Source organism: Moheibacter stercoris (genome assembly GCF_040545805.1).
GTDB classification, from domain to species: domain Bacteria; phylum Bacteroidota; class Bacteroidia; order Flavobacteriales; family Weeksellaceae; genus Moheibacter; species Moheibacter stercoris.
The window spans coordinates 284,940-303,684 of sequence record NZ_JBEPMO010000002.1; the positions used below are offsets into that span (position 1 = coordinate 284,940).

The 18,745-nt window shown below is 35.9% G+C and carries 20 protein-coding genes; 9 read left to right on the plus strand and 11 right to left on the minus strand.

Annotation, left to right across the window (positions count from 1 at the left end):
• Window positions 1-36: 36 nt before the first annotated feature.
• The gene (locus ABID46_RS03230; RefSeq protein ID WP_354507000.1) at window positions 37-405 is read right to left on the minus strand and encodes a carboxypeptidase-like regulatory domain-containing protein; all 369 of its coding nucleotides are present in this window, start codon (window positions 403-405) and stop codon (window positions 37-39) included.
• Window positions 406-598: 193 nt separating this feature from the next.
• On the opposite strand from ABID46_RS03230, the gene ABID46_RS03235 reads away from it, so the two are divergent.
• The 3 genes from ABID46_RS03235 (at window position 599) to ABID46_RS03245 (ending at window position 2,540) form a co-directional block, all read left to right on the plus strand.
• On the plus strand, window positions 599-1,363 hold the full coding sequence (locus tag ABID46_RS03235) for a Rossmann-like and DUF2520 domain-containing protein (protein WP_354507002.1): 765 nt from the start codon (window positions 599-601) through the stop codon (window positions 1,361-1,363).
• On the plus strand, window positions 1,356-1,883 hold the full coding sequence (locus ABID46_RS03240) for a KdsC family phosphatase (RefSeq protein WP_354507004.1): 528 nt from the start codon (window positions 1,356-1,358) through the stop codon (window positions 1,881-1,883). The genes ABID46_RS03235 and ABID46_RS03240 overlap by 8 nt, the downstream gene beginning before the upstream one ends.
• 72 nt (window positions 1,884-1,955) lie before the next feature.
• On the plus strand, window positions 1,956-2,540 hold the full coding sequence (locus ABID46_RS03245) for a Maf family nucleotide pyrophosphatase (RefSeq protein ID WP_354507006.1): 585 nt from the start codon (window positions 1,956-1,958) through the stop codon (window positions 2,538-2,540).
• Window positions 2,541-2,606: 66 nt separating this feature from the next.
• Here the strand turns inward: ABID46_RS03245 and gyrB are convergent, their stop codons facing one another.
• The 4 genes from gyrB to ABID46_RS03265 form a co-directional block, all read right to left on the minus strand.
• Window positions 2,607-4,544: a DNA topoisomerase (ATP-hydrolyzing) subunit B gene (gene gyrB / locus ABID46_RS03250; protein ID WP_354507008.1), complete on the minus strand. Its 1,938-nt coding sequence runs from the start codon at window positions 4,542-4,544 to the stop codon at window positions 2,607-2,609.
• A 107-nt stretch (window positions 4,545-4,651) separates the two neighbouring features.
• Window positions 4,652-5,269: a 16S rRNA (guanine(527)-N(7))-methyltransferase RsmG gene (gene rsmG / locus ABID46_RS03255; RefSeq protein WP_354507010.1), complete on the minus strand. Its 618-nt coding sequence runs from the start codon at window positions 5,267-5,269 to the stop codon at window positions 4,652-4,654.
• Window positions 5,269-5,715, minus strand: a complete 447-nt coding sequence (locus ABID46_RS03260; protein WP_354507012.1) for a GAF domain-containing protein — start codon at window positions 5,713-5,715, stop codon at window positions 5,269-5,271. Before ABID46_RS03260 ends, rsmG begins: the two co-directional genes overlap by 1 nt.
• Window positions 5,716-5,751: 36 nt before the next feature.
• Window positions 5,752-6,930, minus strand: coding sequence for a carboxypeptidase-like regulatory domain-containing protein (locus tag ABID46_RS03265; RefSeq protein WP_354507014.1), 1,179 nt, complete (start codon window positions 6,928-6,930; stop codon window positions 5,752-5,754).
• A 125-nt stretch (window positions 6,931-7,055) separates the two neighbouring features.
• Here ABID46_RS03265 and xrtF point away from each other — a divergent pair, with 125 nt between their 5' ends.
• A complete protein-coding gene (gene xrtF / locus ABID46_RS03270; protein ID WP_354507017.1) occupies window positions 7,056-7,607 on the plus strand; it encodes an exosortase family protein XrtF in 552 nt (183 codons plus the stop codon).
• Complete coding sequence (locus tag ABID46_RS03275) at window positions 7,591-8,031, plus strand: exosortase F system-associated membrane protein (protein ID WP_354507019.1); 441 nt, start codon at window positions 7,591-7,593, stop codon at window positions 8,029-8,031. The genes xrtF and ABID46_RS03275 overlap by 17 nt, the downstream gene beginning before the upstream one ends.
• Here the strand turns inward: ABID46_RS03275 and ABID46_RS03280 are convergent.
• The 6 genes from ABID46_RS03280 to ABID46_RS03305 all read right to left on the minus strand — a co-directional run bounded on the left by ABID46_RS03280 (window position 8,028) and on the right by ABID46_RS03305 (window position 13,520).
• Window positions 8,028-8,264: a hypothetical protein gene (locus ABID46_RS03280; protein ID WP_354507021.1), complete on the minus strand. Its 237-nt coding sequence runs from the start codon at window positions 8,262-8,264 to the stop codon at window positions 8,028-8,030. The two genes, ABID46_RS03275 and ABID46_RS03280, sit on opposite strands and share 4 nt — an antisense overlap.
• Window positions 8,265-8,367: 103 nt before the next feature.
• Window positions 8,368-11,151, minus strand: a complete 2,784-nt coding sequence (locus ABID46_RS03285) for a TonB-dependent receptor domain-containing protein (protein ID WP_354507023.1) — start codon at window positions 11,149-11,151, stop codon at window positions 8,368-8,370.
• A 66-nt stretch (window positions 11,152-11,217) separates the two neighbouring features.
• The gene (locus tag ABID46_RS03290; protein WP_354507025.1) at window positions 11,218-11,562 is read right to left on the minus strand and encodes a hypothetical protein; all 345 of its coding nucleotides are present in this window, start codon (window positions 11,560-11,562) and stop codon (window positions 11,218-11,220) included.
• Window positions 11,563-11,643: 81 nt separating this feature from the next.
• Window positions 11,644-12,390, minus strand: coding sequence for a 23S rRNA (guanosine(2251)-2'-O)-methyltransferase RlmB (rlmB, locus tag ABID46_RS03295; RefSeq protein WP_435529316.1), 747 nt, complete (start codon window positions 12,388-12,390; stop codon window positions 11,644-11,646).
• A 72-nt stretch (window positions 12,391-12,462) separates the two neighbouring features.
• Complete coding sequence (locus ABID46_RS03300; RefSeq protein WP_354507027.1) at window positions 12,463-13,002, minus strand: transposase; 540 nt, start codon at window positions 13,000-13,002, stop codon at window positions 12,463-12,465.
• Window positions 13,003-13,124: 122 nt separating this feature from the next.
• Window positions 13,125-13,520: a hypothetical protein gene (locus ABID46_RS03305; protein ID WP_354507029.1), complete on the minus strand. Its 396-nt coding sequence runs from the start codon at window positions 13,518-13,520 to the stop codon at window positions 13,125-13,127.
• A gap of 237 nt (window positions 13,521-13,757) precedes the next feature.
• Between ABID46_RS03305 and ABID46_RS03310 the strand changes: the two genes are divergently transcribed.
• The 4 genes from ABID46_RS03310 (at window position 13,758) to ABID46_RS03325 (ending at window position 18,600) form a co-directional block, all read left to right on the plus strand.
• Window positions 13,758-14,552 (plus strand): thymidylate synthase, encoded by a 795-nt coding sequence (locus ABID46_RS03310; protein WP_354507031.1) that lies wholly within the window; start codon window positions 13,758-13,760, stop codon window positions 14,550-14,552.
• A 14-nt stretch (window positions 14,553-14,566) separates the two neighbouring features.
• Window positions 14,567-15,349, plus strand: coding sequence for a subclass B1 metallo-beta-lactamase (gene bla, locus ABID46_RS03315; RefSeq protein WP_354507033.1), 783 nt, complete (start codon window positions 14,567-14,569; stop codon window positions 15,347-15,349).
• 127 nt (window positions 15,350-15,476) lie between these two features.
• A complete protein-coding gene (locus tag ABID46_RS03320) occupies window positions 15,477-18,017 on the plus strand; it encodes a M1 family aminopeptidase (protein WP_354507035.1) in 2,541 nt (846 codons plus the stop codon).
• 85 nt (window positions 18,018-18,102) lie between these two features.
• Entirely contained in the window at window positions 18,103-18,600 is a 498-nt protein-coding gene (locus ABID46_RS03325; protein WP_354507037.1) for a dihydrofolate reductase, read from the plus strand.
• Window positions 18,601-18,745: the final 145 nt, after the last annotated feature.

Here is an 18,745-nt window from a genome sequence, read left to right on the forward strand (position 1 = left end):
TCTTATCTTTTCTAGTTTTCTCAAGTTTTTTTTCAATTATCCAAAAATGACGACTGGTGGTAATGTCACAACGTTTCCGTCAATTTTGATCACACCTAAGTCTTGTTTAAATAATCTATCTAATTTTACTGTTTGAACTTTCTTTTCAAAACCTGGTGTGTTAACGACCAATTTGTATTCACCTGGTTTCAAATCTTTGATTTCAAAAGAACCATCAATGTTTGTCATGGTTGATTTGATTAATTTTTCTTCTTGATCGTTGGAATAGATTTCCAAAGAGCTGAGCATAATTCCCATACCTTCGAAATCCTGAACTTTTCCTGATAAATTTGTTTTCATGTGGTTCAACACAAACAATGCTGAAACCATCAAAACGAACGCTGAAATAAGAACTTTTGTTTTCATATGAATGAATTTTATTTTGTTATAGATACTACTTGGTTATACATAATCGGTGAGCAAATTTCACCGCATTTTGTCTATAAGACGATGAGATGAATTCATTCGTTACAGTTTTTAGAAAAAAAAATTCAAATCTTTTCTATTCAGTTTTATTCTAAATAAGTAATTCGTCTAATTCCTTTATATTTGTCCACGTATGAAATCAGTCGTTATTATAGGTGCTGGAAATGTCGCATTTCACTTAACCAGAGCACTTTTGCAAAATACAATTAATGTTCGTCAAGTATTCAACCGAACGCTTTCCAAGGCTCAAGAATTAGGCGAAGCCAATAACATTAAGTACACCGATAAAATTTCGGAATTGGAAAAAGCAGACCTTTATATCATTGCTGCTTCTGATTCTGCGGTTGAGGAATTATCTCATTATATTCCGTATGACGACACCTTGGTTGTTCATACTTCTGGCTCTTTGAGCACAAAGATTTTGAAAGGTGATTACCGAAAAGGAGTTTTTTATCCGTTTCAAACTTTCACCAAACGAAAAGCTTTGCGCTATGAAGAAATTCCATTTTTCGTAGAAGCAGAAAACAAAGAAGATGAAGACGCTTTGTATAAATTGGCTGATAAAATCTCGAATGAAGTTCATAGAGTAGATAGTGAAAAACGTCGTAAAGTTCATATGTCGGGCGTTTGGGCTAGCAATTTTGTGAATCATCTTTATTATGTTGCACAATCCATTTGTGAAGAAGCCGAAATGCCTTTTGATGTTTTGCGCCCACTTATTTTGGAAACAGCCAATAAAATTCAAGATATGGAACCTTTGGAAGCCCAAACAGGACCAGCCAAAAGAGGAGATTCTATTATCTTGGAAAAACATATGGACTTGTTGACCGATTCTCGTCAACAACAATTGTATCAATTATTGTCAGATTCGATTAAAAGAACCTACCAAAATGATTAGTTACAAACAAAAACTTCCACATATTACGACTTTCATATTGGATGTTGATGGTGTTTTGACCGATGGAACGTTGATTTTGATGCCAACAGGCGAAATGGTCCGAACAATGCACACCAAAGATGGGTACGCTATGCAATTGGCGATTAAAAAAGGATTTCGTATTGCAGTGATTACTGGCGGAAGAGATAAAATGGTGGAAGAACGCCTAAAATATTTAGGTTTGACCGATATTTATTCGGGTGTTCGTGACAAAATGGATGCCTATACCGATTTGTTGTATAGCTACAATTTAAAACCAGAAGAAATCATTTACATGGGCGACGATGTTCCTGACATTCAAGTTATGCGTGAAGTTGGATTGTCTTGTTGTCCCAATGATGCGGTTCCAGATGTTCGTGCTATTTCGGAATATATTTCGCCGATTGAAGGAGGAAAAGGTTGTGTGAGAGATATCATCGAACAAACAATGAAAGTTCAAGGAAAATGGTTTGACGAGGCTGATCATACACAAGCAATTTAAGAAAGTACTAAGTCACAGGTATCAAATAGGGAAATTTTTTATTTGATATCATTTACCAAAAAACAGTTAGAAATGCTAAATGAAATCTACCAAGATTGTCAATTTTTCTTGGCATCTAAATCACCACGTCGACAAGAATTGCTAAAAGGATTAGGAATTGATTTTGAAATCGTTTCGATTGATGCAGATGAATCTTATCCGGATCATTTGGTAAGAGAAGAAATTACCGAATTTATTTCGAAAACTAAATCCAATGCATTTCGCGAATTGGATACAAATGAAATTTTGATTACAGCAGATACTTTGGTTTGGTTGAACAATGAAATATTAGGAAAACCCAAAGATGCTGATGATGCATTTGACATGATTCAGAAATTGTCTGATTCTACCCACGAAGTTTTTACTTCTGTTACGATTAAATCTGTCCGAAATAGGATCACATTTTCAGATACGACAGAAGTAACATTTGCGCCAATTGATGAAGATGAAACGCGCTATTATATTGAAAATTTCAAGCCTTTTGACAAAGCAGGTTCTTATGGAATTCAGGATTGGTTAGGTTTTGCTAAAATCACACGAATTCATGGATGCTACTACAATGTAATGGGGCTTCCACTACCTAAATTATATGAAGTTTTAAATTCCAATGAATTTTAAATAAGAAGAAATAAAAAATGCCCATTGAGAATTCAAGGGCATTTTTTCAATAAGGTAATCTATTATTTAAACATCAATATTTGCGTATACTGCATTTTTCTCGATGAATTCACGACGCGGTGGTACATCATCACCCATCAACATCGAGAAAATTCTGTCTGCTTCTGCAGCATTTTCAATGGTGATTTGGCGAAGCGTTCTATTTTCAGGATTCATGGTTGTTTCCCATAATTGTTCCGCGTTCATTTCCCCAAGACCTTTGTATCGTTGGATGGTTACACCTTTACCGGTTCCGTCAGACCATTCGTTTAGAATTCGTTCACGATCTGCTTCACCCCAAGCATATTGTTGTCTTGAACCTTTTTTCAATAAATACAAAGGTGGAGCTGCAATATAAATGTATCCGTGTTCAATCAATTCTTTCATATATCGGAAGAAGAAAGTCAAAATCAAAGTCGAAATGTGGCTACCATCCACATCGGCATCAGTCATGATGACAATTTTATGGTAACGCAATTTTCCAATGTTCAAAGCCTTGCTATCTTCTTCTGTTCCGATGGTTACACCCAAAGCAGTATAGATATTTCGAATTTCTTCGTTTTCTAATACTCGGTGCGCCATGGCTTTTTCAACGTTCAAAATTTTACCACGCAAAGGCAAAATCGCTTGGAAGTGACGGTCACGACCTTGTTTCGCCGTTCCACCCGCCGAGTCACCCTCGACAAGATACAATTCACTTTCAGAAGCATCTTTTGACGAACAGTCTGCCAATTTCCCTGGTAAACCGCTTCCACCCATTGGGTTTTTACGTTGAACCATTTCACGAGCTTTCTTCGCAGCTTGTCTTGCTTTAGCGGCTAAAATGACTTTTTCAACGATAACTTTTGCTTCGTTTGGATGTTCTTCCAAGTAATTGGACAACATTTCCCCAACGATTTTGTCAACTGCACCACTCACTTCTGAGTTTCCTAACTTCGTTTTGGTTTGCCCCTCGAATTGAGGTTCCATCACTTTAACGGAAATAATGGCGGTTAAACCTTCGCGGAAGTCATCTCCAACGATTTCCACTTTTTCTTTTGCCAAATTGAAATTTTCATCGGCATATTTTTTCAACGTACGCGTCAATGCACGACGGAATCCCGCTAGATGCGTTCCACCTTCATGCGTATTGATGTTGTTCACGTACGAGTGTAAATTTTCATTGTATGAGGTGTTGTAACGCATCGCTACCTCAACAGGAATATCATCACGTTCCCCTTCCATGTAAATCACTTCTTGCATCAAAGCTTCACGGTTTCCATCGATGAATTCGACAAATTCCTTTAATCCACCTTCAGATTTGAAAGTTTCAGAAAGAGCATTTCCGTTTTCGTCAATTTCACGTTCGTCTGTAATGGTAATCGTAATTCCTCTATTCAAATACGATAATTCGCGCAAACGAGAAGCCAATGTATTGTAGTTATACACGATTTCGTTGAAAATCGAATCATCGGGTTGAAAAGTAACAATGGTTCCTCTATCATCAATATCACCAACTTCCTTAACCGGATATAAGCTATGACCTTTGGAGTATTCCTGAACATATACTTTTCCGTTACGGTGAACCTCAGCTTTCAAATGGGTTGAAAGGGCATTTACACAAGAAACCCCAACACCGTGTAAACCTCCAGAAACCTTGTAACTGTCTTTATCGAACTTACCACCCGCTCCAATTTTGGTCATAACGACCTCCAATGCCGATTTTCCTTCTTTTTTGTGTATATCTACAGGAATCCCACGACCGTTATCACGAACTGTAATGGAATTTCCTTCATGTATAGTAACTTGTATCGTATCACAATGACCTGCTAATGCTTCATCAATTGAGTTGTCTACCACCTCATAAACTAGGTGATGAAGACCTCGCGTCCCCACATCTCCAATATACATGGAAGGACGCATCCTTACGTGTTCAATACCTTCTAGCGCCTGAATACTATCAGCCGTATAAGTGTTCTTACTCATAAATCTTTTCTTACTGAATTAACCTAACAAAGATACAAAATTTTAGGCAATTTTAGGCTATGAAAACCTTGTCTAATCAATAGTTTTCAACAAATTAATCAACGTTCTTACAAAGGCAAATAAACCACTTTTTTGGTTTCAAAAAATGGATCGGAAAAGAAATCTGGAATCGGATAAATTACAATATCACGAAAATCTTGTAATTCTTCTGTTAAATCACCTCCCTTTAGATACAAAATCCCATTTGGTAAAGGATTTTTATGCTCTTGTTTGATTTTATTTCGAACCCAACCCACAAATTTTGGCATTTGGGTAACGGCACGACTCACAATAAAATCGTATTTCATTTTTAACTTTTCCACTCGATTGGCTTCAGCTTTCACATTTTCCAAACCCAATGCATTGGCAACTTCTGTTACCACCAAAATTTTCTTTTGAATTGAATCGACCAAATGAAAATTAACCTCTGGAAACAAAATTGCCAAGGGAATTCCAGGAAATCCTCCTCCTGTTCCAACGTCTAATACATCTGAACCCGATTTGAATTTCATCACTTTGGCAATTGCCAAAGAATGCAAAACATGTTTTACATACAATTCTTCGATGTCTTTTCGAGAAATCACATTGATTTTTTCATTCCATTCGAAATACAAACTTTCCAATTGTTGAAATTGTTGGATTTGTGTTTCAGATAAATCGGGAAATTGGTTTAAAATTTCTTCCATTAGACTAACTCACTTACTTTGGAACAAACATAATTCAGCAATTGCTCATCTTCTGCTGTAAAAGGATCGATGACATGACTGTCGATGTCGATTTGCCCAATGTTTTGACCATTTTTGAAAATCGGAACAACGATTTCTGATTTTGTATCGATGCTACAGGACAAATAATTGTCTTGCAAATTTACATCGGGTACTACAAAGGTTTCGTTGGAAACTGCCACTTGTCCACAAATCCCTTTTCCAAAAGGAATGATGGTATGATCGGTTTCTGCTCCAACATAAGGTCCTAAAATCAATTCTTCTTTCTCACCATTTCGAAAATAAAATCCGACCCAATTATAATGCGGAATTTCATCATGCAAAAGTTGACAAATTTTCTGCAATTTATCGTTGGTTTCAGAAGGTGAAGAAACAATTAAATCAATTCTTTTGTGAAGTGGTTCCATAATTCAAAAATGAAGCACAAAGATAGGCAATTCGAATTAGTTCTTTTGCAAAGTATCAATCAGATCTTGTTCTTTTTGCGTAGGAGTTATGGCATTTATGCTTTTCCAATATTCTTCTGTATAATTAGTCCCAGCTTCAAAAAGATTTCGATTTCGATATTTTTTGAACTCCACAGGTGGTTGCTCATTTTCTTTGTAATCCAACACCACAAAGTCACTTGTAAATTGAAAACTATCATCAATCTTTTTGCCCGATTTTATATAAAAATCTTGATGAACTCGTCTAAAAACCAAACGATATTTCCCCTCGTCTAAACGAAAATTATAATGAACATTTAAGTCATTGATTTTAATTTTTGCTATAACGAAATTATGCAATTTTGAATAGGGAATTGTTTCGGGTGAAACTTTTAAATTATAGTCTAAAATTAAATTCGTTTCCTCATCATACAAAATCACTCCTTCCATCAAAAGTTCTTTAACGCCTTCTTTGGGTGAAATTGTTATTTTTCGAATTGTTTTTCCTTCACTGTCACTAAATTCACTAATCTGAAAAGAATAATGATTTTTCTCCTTCAACAATTTCTCAATAGACTCAAAGTCAAAAGCATTACCCAAAGCATCTCTAATGTCGAACGGACTTGAGATGGACAAACTTATCAACTCTTCTGATTCCTCTTTTGTTTTCAATTGAAAATGACGACTTTGTTTAACAAAAAGATCTGATTTCCCTGAATTTCGTTTGATGAAGTAATCCAATAATCCATCGGAATACGTGGTAAATTCATTGTTTACGGATATAAATTCTCGATAGAATGTATGTACTAACAAGGATTTATTCAGTTTCATTTTTGAAGCTTTCAGTACATCTTTCAAAATTTCATCTGACTTTTTACTTAAGACTAAGGCTTCATTTAATTCAATTATATAATCCTTTAATTGAACGATAGGGTTTGCATGAAAGTCCTTTACCGAAACCTTTTTTAATTCAAATTCATATTGATCAAATGTCAACGAATCTGCCTCTGCTGGAATTTCTAATTGAAATTTTCCATCGGAATTGGTAACAGCGCCTGCGTAATTGGAATCCCAATACACATAAACCGCCTCCAAAGGTTGATTGGACGAATCAACCACTTGCCCCATTATTGACTGTTGGGCTGACAAAATTAAAGAGGTAAAAAACAAGACAATAGGTAGCAGAATTCTCAACATAATAAATTATTTTTCAATATTTTAAACGACTATTTACAAGGTATTTGTAGAAAAATTGGAGGAATAGTTACAAGCTAAACAAATTCTAATGAATTAAAGATTGTATTTTTGCACAACTCAAACATATGAAGGACTTTAAACCCATATTGATTTTTATTCTGAAATTCGTCGTCGTATGGGGCGTTCTTTTGGTATTGTACAATTTATATTTGTCTGGTTATCACGAAATAGGCAAACCAGACCCATATAGTCGAATTATTGCCAATTTGAGTGCAGACACCTTAAATTTTGCGGGTTGCCAAACCTATGCGGTGGACGATAAAACCCGCCCCTGGACATGGTTGTACATCGATGGTCAATACAGATCTTATGTCAATGAAGGTTGCAATGCGGTTTCGATCATGATGATTTTTGTAGCCTTTATTGTGGCATTCTCTACAACTTGGAAACAAACCATTGCCTATATAGTAGGTGGATTGTTGGTCATTCAGATTATGAACATCATTCGAATTGCATGGATTACTTATATTTTACGCTATTATCCCAAATATGGCGACATTGCGCATGATTATGCATTTCCAGCGATTTTATACGGAACCATTGTGATTTTATGGATAGTTTGGGTCAAATATTTCGCGTTGAAACCAATGAAGAAAGAAGATGAACAAGTGGATTAGATATGCAATTGCCGCTGGTTTGGTTTTCTGTTTGATCTTGGTTCGAGCATTTGAAACCCAATTATTTTATGATCCCTTTTTGGCTTTTTTCAAAGGTGATTTCTACAACAAAGAATTTCCTGATTATGATTTAGCTAGAGTAATTTTAAATGTAACGTCTCGCTTTGTACTTAATTCCATTTTATCGATTTTGATCATTTGGTTTTTATTCTGGAACAAACAATATGTAAAATATGTCTGTTATATTTTAATCGGATTTTTCATCATCCTACTTCCGATTTATATCATTTGCATTGAAAACCAATTTCAATTAGGAGAAAATTTCGGATTTTATATACGCCGATTTTTAATTCAACCTTATTTGTTATTGATATTAATTCCAGCTTTTTACTACCATCAACAAAAACAAAAAATTTCTTCTTAAGGATTTTGTTTCGAATCGGTTGGAGTTTGTTTGGATGAATTTTTGTTTTCGTAGGGTTTTTTATACAACCAACCCAAAAATCCGCCTAGAAGAAGACCAATTCCTCCTCCAAATAAAATACCCAAAGCAAAAGAAGATTCGGTTATCAAATTTCCAAATTCTACTTTTCCAACAAATGCCGCTACAATTCCCATAGCGATTAATAAAACTCCGATGATGGTTGTGTATTTCATGGGGATTAATTTTATGTTCAAAAATCAAATTTACTCAATTTCAATAAAAAAAGCCTCAAAAGATTTCTCTTTGAGGCTTCGGATGATTACTCATCTATTTCAATTAAAAATCGATATCTAGTCCAATGTAGAAATTCGCTGGCATAACGGGCGCATAGACCATTCCGCCATCAAAATAATTTCCAAATGGATTTTGTGCGTCAATTATAGGATTATGCTGGGTATAACCCAATAAATTTTCACCTCCGACATATACACGAATCACTTTGTTGAAATTTTTGGCAATCTGCGCATTTAACTGAAAGTAAGACTCTCCATATTCTGGAATATGAAATTCGTGCGGATTTCCAGCTGTATTGGGCAATCTCTGTTCGCCCACCCATTGCAAAGTTGTATCGAAACTCCATTGACTTCCATTGGCTTTACGCATGGTTGCATAGGCCAAATTTAGGAATCCTCTATGTTGCGGTGTGAATGGCAATTCGTCTGAGCCGTTGATATAATCTGTTTTGGTATCGTAAAATTTGTAAGCGATTTTGGCATCTAAACGACGAATCGGTTGAAAATCCCATTGAACTTGCAAACTATTGGCATAGGAATCTCCATCCAAATTATAGAATAAAATTTTCTGTGCCGAATTATCCAAATCCATTACCACTTGTTTTTGAAAATCGGTTCGAAACAAATCTGCTACAACGGTACTTTTTCGACCAAAAATTCGAAATTCTTGTTGCAAACTAATTCCATAATTCCACGCAATTTCTGGTTCCAATCCATAGATTTCTCCATCAGCATTGGGCAAAATTTCAATTTCTCTATTGGAAGCAAAATAATTTTGACTGTCTGCAAAAATGTTGGCTGTTCTAAAACCTCTTCCCGCAGATGCACGTAAGATTGTTTTCGGTGTTACATCGTATTTCACATTTAATCTTGGCGTGAATTGTGTACCTGCTAAATTGTGTAAATCCACTCTTGCTCCGGCTACAATTGTCCATTTATCATCTCCATAGGTATATTCAAAAAATCCGCCTGGAACAGTCTCGGTACGTTTGAACGAATTTTTATTGTACAATTCATCATAGTGATCATACAAGAAACTCAAACCAGTTTTGAATTTATGAGCGGTATTGGAAATAATACTTTCAAAGATTAAGTTGGAATAAAATGTTCTCTGTTCCGCATCATAAGTTCTCAATCCAAAATAACTTTCTTGTTCATGGTAATTGAATTGATTCATCCAACCGATGCTCTGATAAGGTTTTCCTTCGAAAACATATCCGGTTTTGTTCCAAAACTGAAAACGTTGGATGTCGACTCCAATTCCATAATTGTTGGTCGTTCCTTTGTCTACATCTTCTTGAAAATCCATCTGTCCTGCCAAACGATGATCGGTCAAATAATTCACACCAAAATGCGTCGCAATTCCCGATTTTTCCAAATCTTCATAATTCAACAAATAACTCAGATTGACATTTTTCCCAATCGGTGTATCCATAAATCCATCATCATTGTGATCTTGGCGATTGGTCGTTGCGTTTCCATGCAATAAAATGGATTGTGTCCATTTCTCGTTGATGTTATCATTATGCACAAAGTTTCCTTCGAATCTTGTGTTGATATCCGCGAAGAAATTCAAAGAAGTTTTGGCTTTGTCATGCGATTTGTACAATTCAGTATTGATGTGTCCCACCATAGATTCGTAACCATTGGTAACCGTTCCTGCACCTTTGACCAATTGAATGCTTTGAATCCATCTTCCGGGAATGAAATTTAAGCCGTATGCATTGGCAATTCCACGAATTTCAGGCAATAATTCTTTGGTCATCAAAACATACTTCTGATCCAAACCCAACATTTTCAATTGTTTGGTTCCTGAAACCGCATTGGAATAGGAAACGTCAACCGTTGCATTGGTTTCAAAACTTTCCGACAAATTACAACAAGCTGCCTTCAACAATTCTTTGTCACTGATGTTTTCAGTTAAACCCGCTGCTTTCTTATCAAATAAAGAAGCCGCTTTGTTTCCTGAAATATTCGCTGTTCCTAATTGAATCGAAGCATCATCGGTTGGCAAATCTTCTAAACCCTCTTCACCCGACTCATCGTTCATAGTTGTTTGGGTTGGCGCATCATGGGTATGGTTGGGATCGCTATGGTCATGGTCGTCGTGAGAATGATTCGGATCGCTATGATCATGCGCAGCTTCATCATGAGCATGAGTACCTTTGCTGTTTTGAACCTCATCCCAAGAAATTTCTCGGTCATATAAACAACAACCTGGTAAAGTTTTATAGACCGAATCATCTGCTAAAAATAATTCATTGTCATGCCCAACTTCTGCCACTTTTTTCATAATCGAATTGAAATTGGTTTGTTTGGGATCAAATTTCACTTCCAAAACTTTGGAATAAATATCCCAAGTTCCAGAAGCTGAAGGAAAAGACTTCACTGCATTTTCAATTCGAGTTTTGCACATGCCACAATTCCCACGAACTTTGATGGTTTTTGATTCCAATCCCGACATATCTTGTGAATTTTGAGATGTAACTGAACTAGTTGTCGCATCATCTCTTTCATATAAACAACATCCGTGCAAAGCTTCATAAACGGAATCTTCCGCACGAAACAATTCATTGTCGTGTCCAACTTTGGCCACATTCTGCATGATGGCCTCAAGACTTGTTTGATCTTCAGAATACTGAAGGCTTAGTTTTTTTGTGGAAACATCCCATGTTCCCGATGCCGCAGGCAATTCTTTTACGGCGTTTTCAATTCGGGTTTTGCACATTCCGCAATTCCCTTTTACATCAATTGTTTTGGTGATTTCTTGCGCAAATAGGAAGGTTCCAATTAACAACAAGAAAACGGATAAGTATTTTGTAAACATTTCGTTAGATTTAATTTTAATAAAATTTGAGCAATGTCCAAATAAGGAATTGCTTAGTCTTAAAATCTACGAAATGAGTTTAGGCGGTTGCCAAACTGAATAAATTAATTCTTGATAATAAAACGATTTGTAGAAATCATTTTTTTCTTGATTTGCAAAGGTAAATTGGATTTCATCAGCTGAAATTTCAACTGATTGAAAGCTCAAAGGTTGGTAAGCATTTAGATGCAAACAACAATCGCTATTGGGACAATTTGTACCACAACAATCCTTGTTTCCTTCATGCTGACAATCACCCGATTCTTCTGAATGTCCCTTTTCAGTAGTTGAATCTTTGGACGCGCAACAAGATGAAACTTCCACTTCTTCAGAAAAATTAGTCACATACGCCATTGCCGGAGATAGTAACATCCCGAACGACAATAGGAAAACAAATATGTGGAATAAATTTTTCAACTGAACAAAGTTAGAAAAAATTTCGAATTGAAAACGTTAATATTCACCTCTTTGGCGAACGGCTTCAAAAAGAAAAGCTCCACAAGCAACCGAAACATTGAGTGATGAGGTTTTCCCGACCATTGGCAATTTGACAATATGATCTGAGATTTTCAACAAATCATTGGAAATACCATCTTCTTCACTTCCCATGACAATGGCAGTAGGTGGAACATAATCGGCATCGTAAATATAATCCTTTGCTTTTTCTGTCGCACTGACAATTTGGATTCCTGATTGTTGTAAATATTGAAAGACTTTACGCAAACTGTTTTCTTTACAAACAGGAATATTGTACAAAGCTCCTGTTGAAGTTTTGATCGCATCTGCATTGACAGAAGCTGATCCTTTTTCTGGGATGATGATAGCGTCTACCCCAACACACTCTGCAGTTCGAGCAATTGCACCGAAATTTCTTACATCACTCACACGATCCAAAATCAGTAAGAAAGGGTTTTTCCCTTGTTCCCAAATTTGAGGCAATAGGTTCTCAATTTTATGAAATTCAATCGGAGAAATAAAAGCGAAAACACCTTGATGGTTTTTACGTGTCAATCGGTTTAATTTCTCCAAAGGAACATACTGAGTAGGAATTTCGTATTCCGTAATGTACTTACGCAATTCCGAAAAGATTTCCCCTTGCAAACCCTTTTGGACAAATAATTTATCAATGGTTTTCCCTGCCTCCAATGCTTCAATGATAGGACGTAAACCAAAAATTCCCGATTCTTTTTCTTTCATCATGCCGCAAAGATATGAATTTGGTATTATGTAGAGACGCACAATTGTGCGTCTCTACAAATTGTGCGTCTCTATCTACATTTGGTTGTATTCATCATTTTTCCAATTATTTGGATTATTTTGAATATAAATTTGAATTCTTCTTAATTCCTCATAATCTCTAACAATTCTATCATAGTATCTGCTTTGCCAATAAAATTCAATATTTTTTTGGTTGGCATATCTTTTTACCGATGATTTATATGCCCTAATGACAGCCGCAAGATTTTGCGACTGTACACCGAATTTATTTAGATTCCATTCATTGTAATTTTCTTTACGGAAAATCAAGATTCCGTGTAAATGATTGGGCATCAGCACAAATTCGTCCAACAAAACAAAAGGATAATGTTTAGGGATTTCCATCCAAAAATCATTTGCAATTTTTCCGATTTCGGTCATCCGTACAGACGGATAAATATCCGTTTGTACGATGGGAATTTCGCCAAAATAATTTTCTCTGTTTTTTGTGCAAATGGTTACAAAATACATTGCATTTGACCCGTAATCAAATCCTTTCCACCGTGCTTCGGGGATTCTGTATTTCCCTTGGAATTTCTCTGAATCGTGGTTCATTTGGTTAAATTTCTGCAAATAGAGACGTGCAATTGCACGTCTCTACATTACACGTCTGTACGAAATGCAATTTACGGTAATATAATGAACCCTCACTTAAACAAAAGATTCAAGTCTTGATTCTAAATCATAATTTTATTACTAACAGCAAATACACGCATTTCATATTCGGAAACAGAACGAAGAAGATGAAATTCTATATCTTTTCGGTATTGACATTCAAATGCAAAATAAGAGAAGTTGACAAGGTTGTCATCATAAAATCCAATCACCATACCATCGCTTCTATATTGAGAAATTTCTATCCATTCTTTTTTTGAGGAGTCATAACCATAAACCTTAACATCGTACAATCTTCCCCCCCCGGTTTCTATTCTAATTCCATTTTTCGCAGAGCCTTTTTCTATAGTTATTATTTTAGCATTAGGATTATCAAAAGACGGAATATTATTTTTATTGGCAATAAATGAAGTACAACCAATTAAAGATATTGTCAATAAAAATAACAGGAATTTCATAATATTTCAATTTTTGAAATCACTATCCAAATGTCGGAATTTATTTTTTGAATCTCTAACTTTCAACAATTTTTTGCAGGCACATTATCTCTAAATTCAATTCTATAAAACCTCCAAGGTTAATTAGGAGGAGTGAATATAAACCTTGGAGGTTAGAAATTTAATTTTGTGAATATCTTCCATTTGGTTAATCTTATAATTAATCCGAAATTTGAAGATTCCAAAAACGAAATAATCATGAAACAATACTTGGATTTAGCAAAGCATGTAATGGACAATGGGCAATTCAAAGAAGACCGCACGGGAACGGGAACAAAAAGTGTTTTCGGATATCAAATGCGCTTTGATATGTCAGAAGGTTTCCCGATGGTCACCACCAAAAAATTGCATTTGAAATCCATCATCCATGAATTGTTATGGTTTTTGAAAGGTGACACCAATGTCAAATATTTACAAGACAATGGTGTGAGAATTTGGAACGAATGGGCCGATGAAAATGGAGAATTAGGACCAGTATATGGTCATCAATGGCGTTCTTGGGGAAAACCCAACGGTGAAACCATTGACCAAATCAAAATGGCAATCGACCAAATCAAAAACAATCCAGATTCAAGACGAATTATTGTTTCCGCTTGGAACGTAGGCGAATTGGATCAAATGGCATTGGCTCCTTGTCATGCTTTTTTCCAATTTTATGTTGCCGACGGCAAATTGTCTTTGCAATTGTACCAACGTAGTGCCGACATCTTCTTGGGCGTTCCTTTTAATATTGCATCCTATGCATTGTTGTTGAAAATGATGGCACAAGTTTGCGAATTACAAGAAGGAGATTTCATCCATACATTTGGTGACGCACATATTTATTCCAATCATTTTGATCAAATCAATTTGCAATTGACGCGCGAACCGAAAAAATTGCCTACGATGAAACTCAATCCAGCAATCAAAGATATTTTCGACTTTACGTTTGAAGATTTTAGTTTAGAAGGATATGAATCTCATCCGCATATCAAGGGAGAAGTAGCTGTGTAAAAGAAAAACATTTTATGAAAAACCTAACCTACTTATTCACCATCCTTTTGACATGTTTCCTTTCATGCAATAGTCCGAAAGATGCACCCACAAAAGAATCCAAAACAGAACAAACTCCAATATTTTCTCAAAAAGTAGTATTGGATACTGACGAATTGAAAATCATCCAATTATCAGAACAAGTTTTTCAGCATATTTCCTATCTACAGACCGAAAGTTTTGGAAATGTGGAATGCAACGGAATGGTTGTCATCAGCAATGGGGAAGCCATCGTCATGGATACACCAACCAATGATGAGGCAACTCAAAAACTCATTCAATTCCTAGAAAACGATTTTAATTCTACCATAAAAGCAGTAGTTTCAACACATTTCCATGAAGATTGCATTGGTGGTTTGGACGAATTTCATAAGAAAAACATACCTTCCTACGCTTCGTCCAAAACAATTTCTCTTCTTCAAAACGAAACGGAAAATGTTCCTCAGAATGGCTTCGACAAAGAAATGACATTAACAATCGGACAAGAAGAATTCATTTTGGCCTATTTAGGAGAAGGTCACACAAAAGACAATTCCGTAGTGTATTTTCCTAAAGAAAAAACATTGTTTGGCGGTTGTTTGGTTAAGGAAATAGATGCATCCAAAGGCTATTTAGGTGATTCCAATGTGGAAGCCTGGCCAACAACAATTCGAAACCTTCAAAACAGATTTCCAGACATCCAATTGGTCATTCCTGGTCATGGAAAAATTGGTGGATCTGAATTGTTGGACTATACGATTCAGTTGTTTAAGGAATAATTGACACGTCAATAAAATTCCTCGAAATCTTCTCTAACTCAAAGAAAATTAACATCTTTTTGAGAATATCCTTGTAACTTTTTTGTTTATCTTTCGACGAATTTTGACAAATAATATAGGTTACCATATGAAAAAACAACTATTCAGTATTGCGCTTGGATTTTTCATCGTTTCGCAATCCTACGCTCAGATAAAGGAAAGTTTACCGCCGAGTTACCGTGAAAATCAAGCCGATAAAATGGCGATTTTCCGTGCAGAACCAGAAAAAATCAATTCACTCGTTCATACCAAACTAGATTTGAAATTCGATTTTGAAAAAGAACAAGTGTATGGTGAGGCTTGGATAACCTTGAAACCACATTTTTATGAAACCAACAAATTGGTTTTGGACGCCAAAGCCATGTTGATTCATGAAGTCTCTTTAGTGAAAGGGAATTCCAAGTCGAAATTGAATTTCAAAAATGACGAATGGCAAGTTTTCATTGATTTGGACAAAACCTATAAACGAACAGAAGAATATACCATTTACATCAAATATACCGCTCGTCCAAACGAAGTGAAACAAGATGCTAGTGCTGCGATTACCGATGCAAAAGGAATGTATTTCATCAATGCGAGAGGAGAAGATCCCAACAAACCAATTCAAGTTTGGACGCAAGGTGAAACCGAATCGAGCTCTTGTTGGTTCCCAACCATTGACAAACCCAATCAAAAGACTTCGCAAGAAATGTATTTGACGGTTCCTGACAAATTTGTGACTTTGTCCAATGGAAAACTGGAAAAACAAACCAAAAATTCCGATGGAACGCGTACCGATTATTGGAATTTCAAACAAAAACATGCTCCATATTTATTTTATGTCGGAATCGGGGATTATGCAATTGTAAAAGACAAATGGAAAAATATTGATGTTGATTATTATGTCGAACATGAATACGCTCCATACGCCAAAGATATTTTTGGAAACACACCTGAAATGATTGGTTTCTTTTCTGATTTATTGAAATATGAATTCCCTTGGAACAAATACCATCAAATCACTGCCAGAGATTATGTCAGTGGCGCGATGGAAAACACAACTGCTGTAATTTTCTACGATAAAGTTCAGCAAAAACCTGGACAATTGATCGATGAAAATACCGCCGAAGGAATCATTGCGCACGAATTATTTCACCATTGGTTCGGGGATTTGGTTACCACAGAAAGTTGGGGGAATTTGACGGTAAATGAATCCTTGGCAAACTATTCAGAATACTTATGGTTCGAACATAAATTCGGAAAAGACAAAGCAGAAGAAGATCGTTACGACGATTTACAAGGATACAAAATGGATCCGTCCAATTTCAATAAAAATTTAGTTCGTACGCATTACCAAGCGCGAGAAGATATGTTTGATGGCGTTTCCTATAACAAAGGTGGAAAGGGCGTTTTGAATATGCTACGCGGATATTTAGGTGATGATGCTTTCTTTTCGGGTTTAAGTAAATATTTGCATGATTACGAATACGGAACTGCCGAAGCGGTACAAATTAGATTGGCGTTAGAAGAAGTATCGGGACGCGATTTGAATTGGTTTTTTGACCAATGGTATTTCTCCAATGGTCACCCGAAATTGAACATTGCCTATACCTACGATGCCAATTCGAAAAAAGTCAAAATAAACATGGTTCAAACCCAAGATAAATTCTTTGAATTCCCAATTGCATTTGATGTAGTAGTTGATGGAAAAACAACACGCCATACAGTTTGGGCTGCTAAAAAGAAAGAAAATGTTTTCGAATTTGACGCTGCAAAAAAACCAGAAGTTGTGATTCCAAATGCCGATCAAGATTTGTTATGCGACATCAACGACAACAAATCCATGGAAGAAATTGCCGCTCAATACAAATATGGAAAAGACGAATTCACCACGAGATTATTGGCACTTCAAACATTGGCAAATTCACAAAGCACCAATGATTTGGCTTTGAACACACTGATTTCAGCCTTAAAAGATCCTTACGAAGGAATTCGTGAACGAGCAATTGGACTTTTGGACGGCAAAGACGCCAAAGTGAAATCCAAAGCAACTGCTGAATTGAAAAGAGTCGCAACTTCAGATCCTAAAACCAAAGTTCAATCGGCTGCTTTGAGAAAATTAAACGAAATGGGCGATACCGATTTAACGATGTTCTCCAATGCCTTGAAGAGTAAATCTTATTCGGTTCAATCGGCTGGAGCAGCTGGAGTGTTGCGATTAGATCCATCCAAAATCAATGAATTGGCAAGTTTGGACAATGAAGTTCTGGCGACGAATCCTGCTTTGATCGCAGAATTAATGGATACTTGGATTTCCAAAAATGACAAATCGAAATTAGCACTATCGGCTGAGCACGTTGCATTCTTTTTATTTACGCAATATGAAGATGCCGCAATGGGAGCCAAATTGCAAAAAGGTTTTGGTTGGGTTTTGGGTTCAGATGATATGGAATCGACCCAAAAAGTCATTACAGCTTATAAACAAGTTCATCAATACTACGCCAAAGACAATCCTAGCTTGACCGTTATGTTGAAAAACTTGTTAGATCAAGCGATTTCTTTGAAAGTGAAAGCCAATCAATCTGCTCCTTCTAAATCCTTGGAAGCACAAATTGAAGCTTTGAACAAAGCAAAAGATTCTATGAAATAAGAATTTTCAATAAAGTTTATCGAGCGGATAGATGAAAATCTTTCCGCTTTTTTATTTCTATATTTGAACCTAAATTTTTCATCCATTGAAGCCAAATATTACCATCATCGTAGCCAAAGCAGCGAACAACATCATCGGGAATGACAACCAATTGATTTGGCATTTGCCCAATGATTTAAAGCGATTCAAGGCGTTGACCTCTGGACATCCTATCATCATGGGTCGTAAAACTTACGAATCCATTGGTCGACCACTACCCAATCGTACCAATATTGTCATCACTCGAAATGCTGATTGGAAAGCTGATGGAATTATTACCGCAAATTCATTGGAAAAAGCAATTGAAATTGCTTCAGAAATTGATTCCGAAATCTTCATCATTGGCGGAGGAAATATCTACCAACAATCGATGGAATTAGCAAATGTTTTGGAAGTAACAGAAGTACACCAAGATTTCGATGGCGATACTTCCTTTCCAGAAATTAACAAAGATATTTGGGAAGAAACATTTCGAGAAAAACATCCGATTGACGAAAAGCATTCTATCGAATATTCTTTCGTACGTTACGAAAAAAGATCATAAAAAAAAGAGGCTGTCTCAAAAGACAGTCTCTTTTTTATGCTTAATATTTATTTTTTGCTTCTTGGATATTAAAATTTCATTTTTCTAGCTTAAAAACTGATCATTTTTTCTAAACGGTAAAAAAAACTGGAATTTTGGCTGGTTT

Coding starts and splice junctions, on each gene's coding strand:
- ABID46_RS03230 (WP_354507000.1), bottom strand. CDS start 405: ATGAAAACAAAAGTTCTTATTTCAGCGTTCGTTTTGATGGTTTCAGCA.
- ABID46_RS03235 (WP_354507002.1), top strand. CDS start 599: ATGAAATCAGTCGTTATTATAGGTGCTGGAAATGTCGCATTTCACTTA.
- ABID46_RS03240 (WP_354507004.1), top strand. CDS start 1,356: ATGATTAGTTACAAACAAAAACTTCCACATATTACGACTTTCATATTG.
- ABID46_RS03245 (WP_354507006.1), top strand. CDS start 1,956: ATGCTAAATGAAATCTACCAAGATTGTCAATTTTTCTTGGCATCTAAA.
- gyrB (WP_354507008.1), bottom strand. CDS start 4,544: ATGAGTAAGAACACTTATACGGCTGATAGTATTCAGGCGCTAGAAGGT.
- rsmG (WP_354507010.1), bottom strand. CDS start 5,269: ATGGAAGAAATTTTAAACCAATTTCCCGATTTATCTGAAACACAAATC.
- ABID46_RS03260 (WP_354507012.1), bottom strand. CDS start 5,715: ATGGAACCACTTCACAAAAGAATTGATTTAATTGTTTCTTCACCTTCT.
- ABID46_RS03265 (WP_354507014.1), bottom strand. CDS start 6,930: ATGTTGAGAATTCTGCTACCTATTGTCTTGTTTTTTACCTCTTTAATT.
- xrtF (WP_354507017.1), top strand. CDS start 7,056: ATGAAGGACTTTAAACCCATATTGATTTTTATTCTGAAATTCGTCGTC.
- ABID46_RS03275 (WP_354507019.1), top strand. CDS start 7,591: ATGAACAAGTGGATTAGATATGCAATTGCCGCTGGTTTGGTTTTCTGT.
- ABID46_RS03280 (WP_354507021.1), bottom strand. CDS start 8,264: ATGAAATACACAACCATCATCGGAGTTTTATTAATCGCTATGGGAATT.
- ABID46_RS03285 (WP_354507023.1), bottom strand. CDS start 11,151: ATGTTTACAAAATACTTATCCGTTTTCTTGTTGTTAATTGGAACCTTC.
- ABID46_RS03290 (WP_354507025.1), bottom strand. CDS start 11,562: ATGTTACTATCTCCGGCAATGGCGTATGTGACTAATTTTTCTGAAGAA.
- rlmB (WP_435529316.1), bottom strand. CDS start 12,390: ATGATGAAAGAAAAAGAATCGGGAATTTTTGGTTTACGTCCTATCATT.
- ABID46_RS03300 (WP_354507027.1), bottom strand. CDS start 13,002: ATGAACCACGATTCAGAGAAATTCCAAGGGAAATACAGAATCCCCGAA.
- ABID46_RS03305 (WP_354507029.1), bottom strand. CDS start 13,520: ATGAAATTCCTGTTATTTTTATTGACAATATCTTTAATTGGTTGTACT.
- ABID46_RS03310 (WP_354507031.1), top strand. CDS start 13,758: ATGAAACAATACTTGGATTTAGCAAAGCATGTAATGGACAATGGGCAA.
- bla (WP_354507033.1), top strand. CDS start 14,567: ATGAAAAACCTAACCTACTTATTCACCATCCTTTTGACATGTTTCCTT.
- ABID46_RS03320 (WP_354507035.1), top strand. CDS start 15,477: ATGAAAAAACAACTATTCAGTATTGCGCTTGGATTTTTCATCGTTTCG.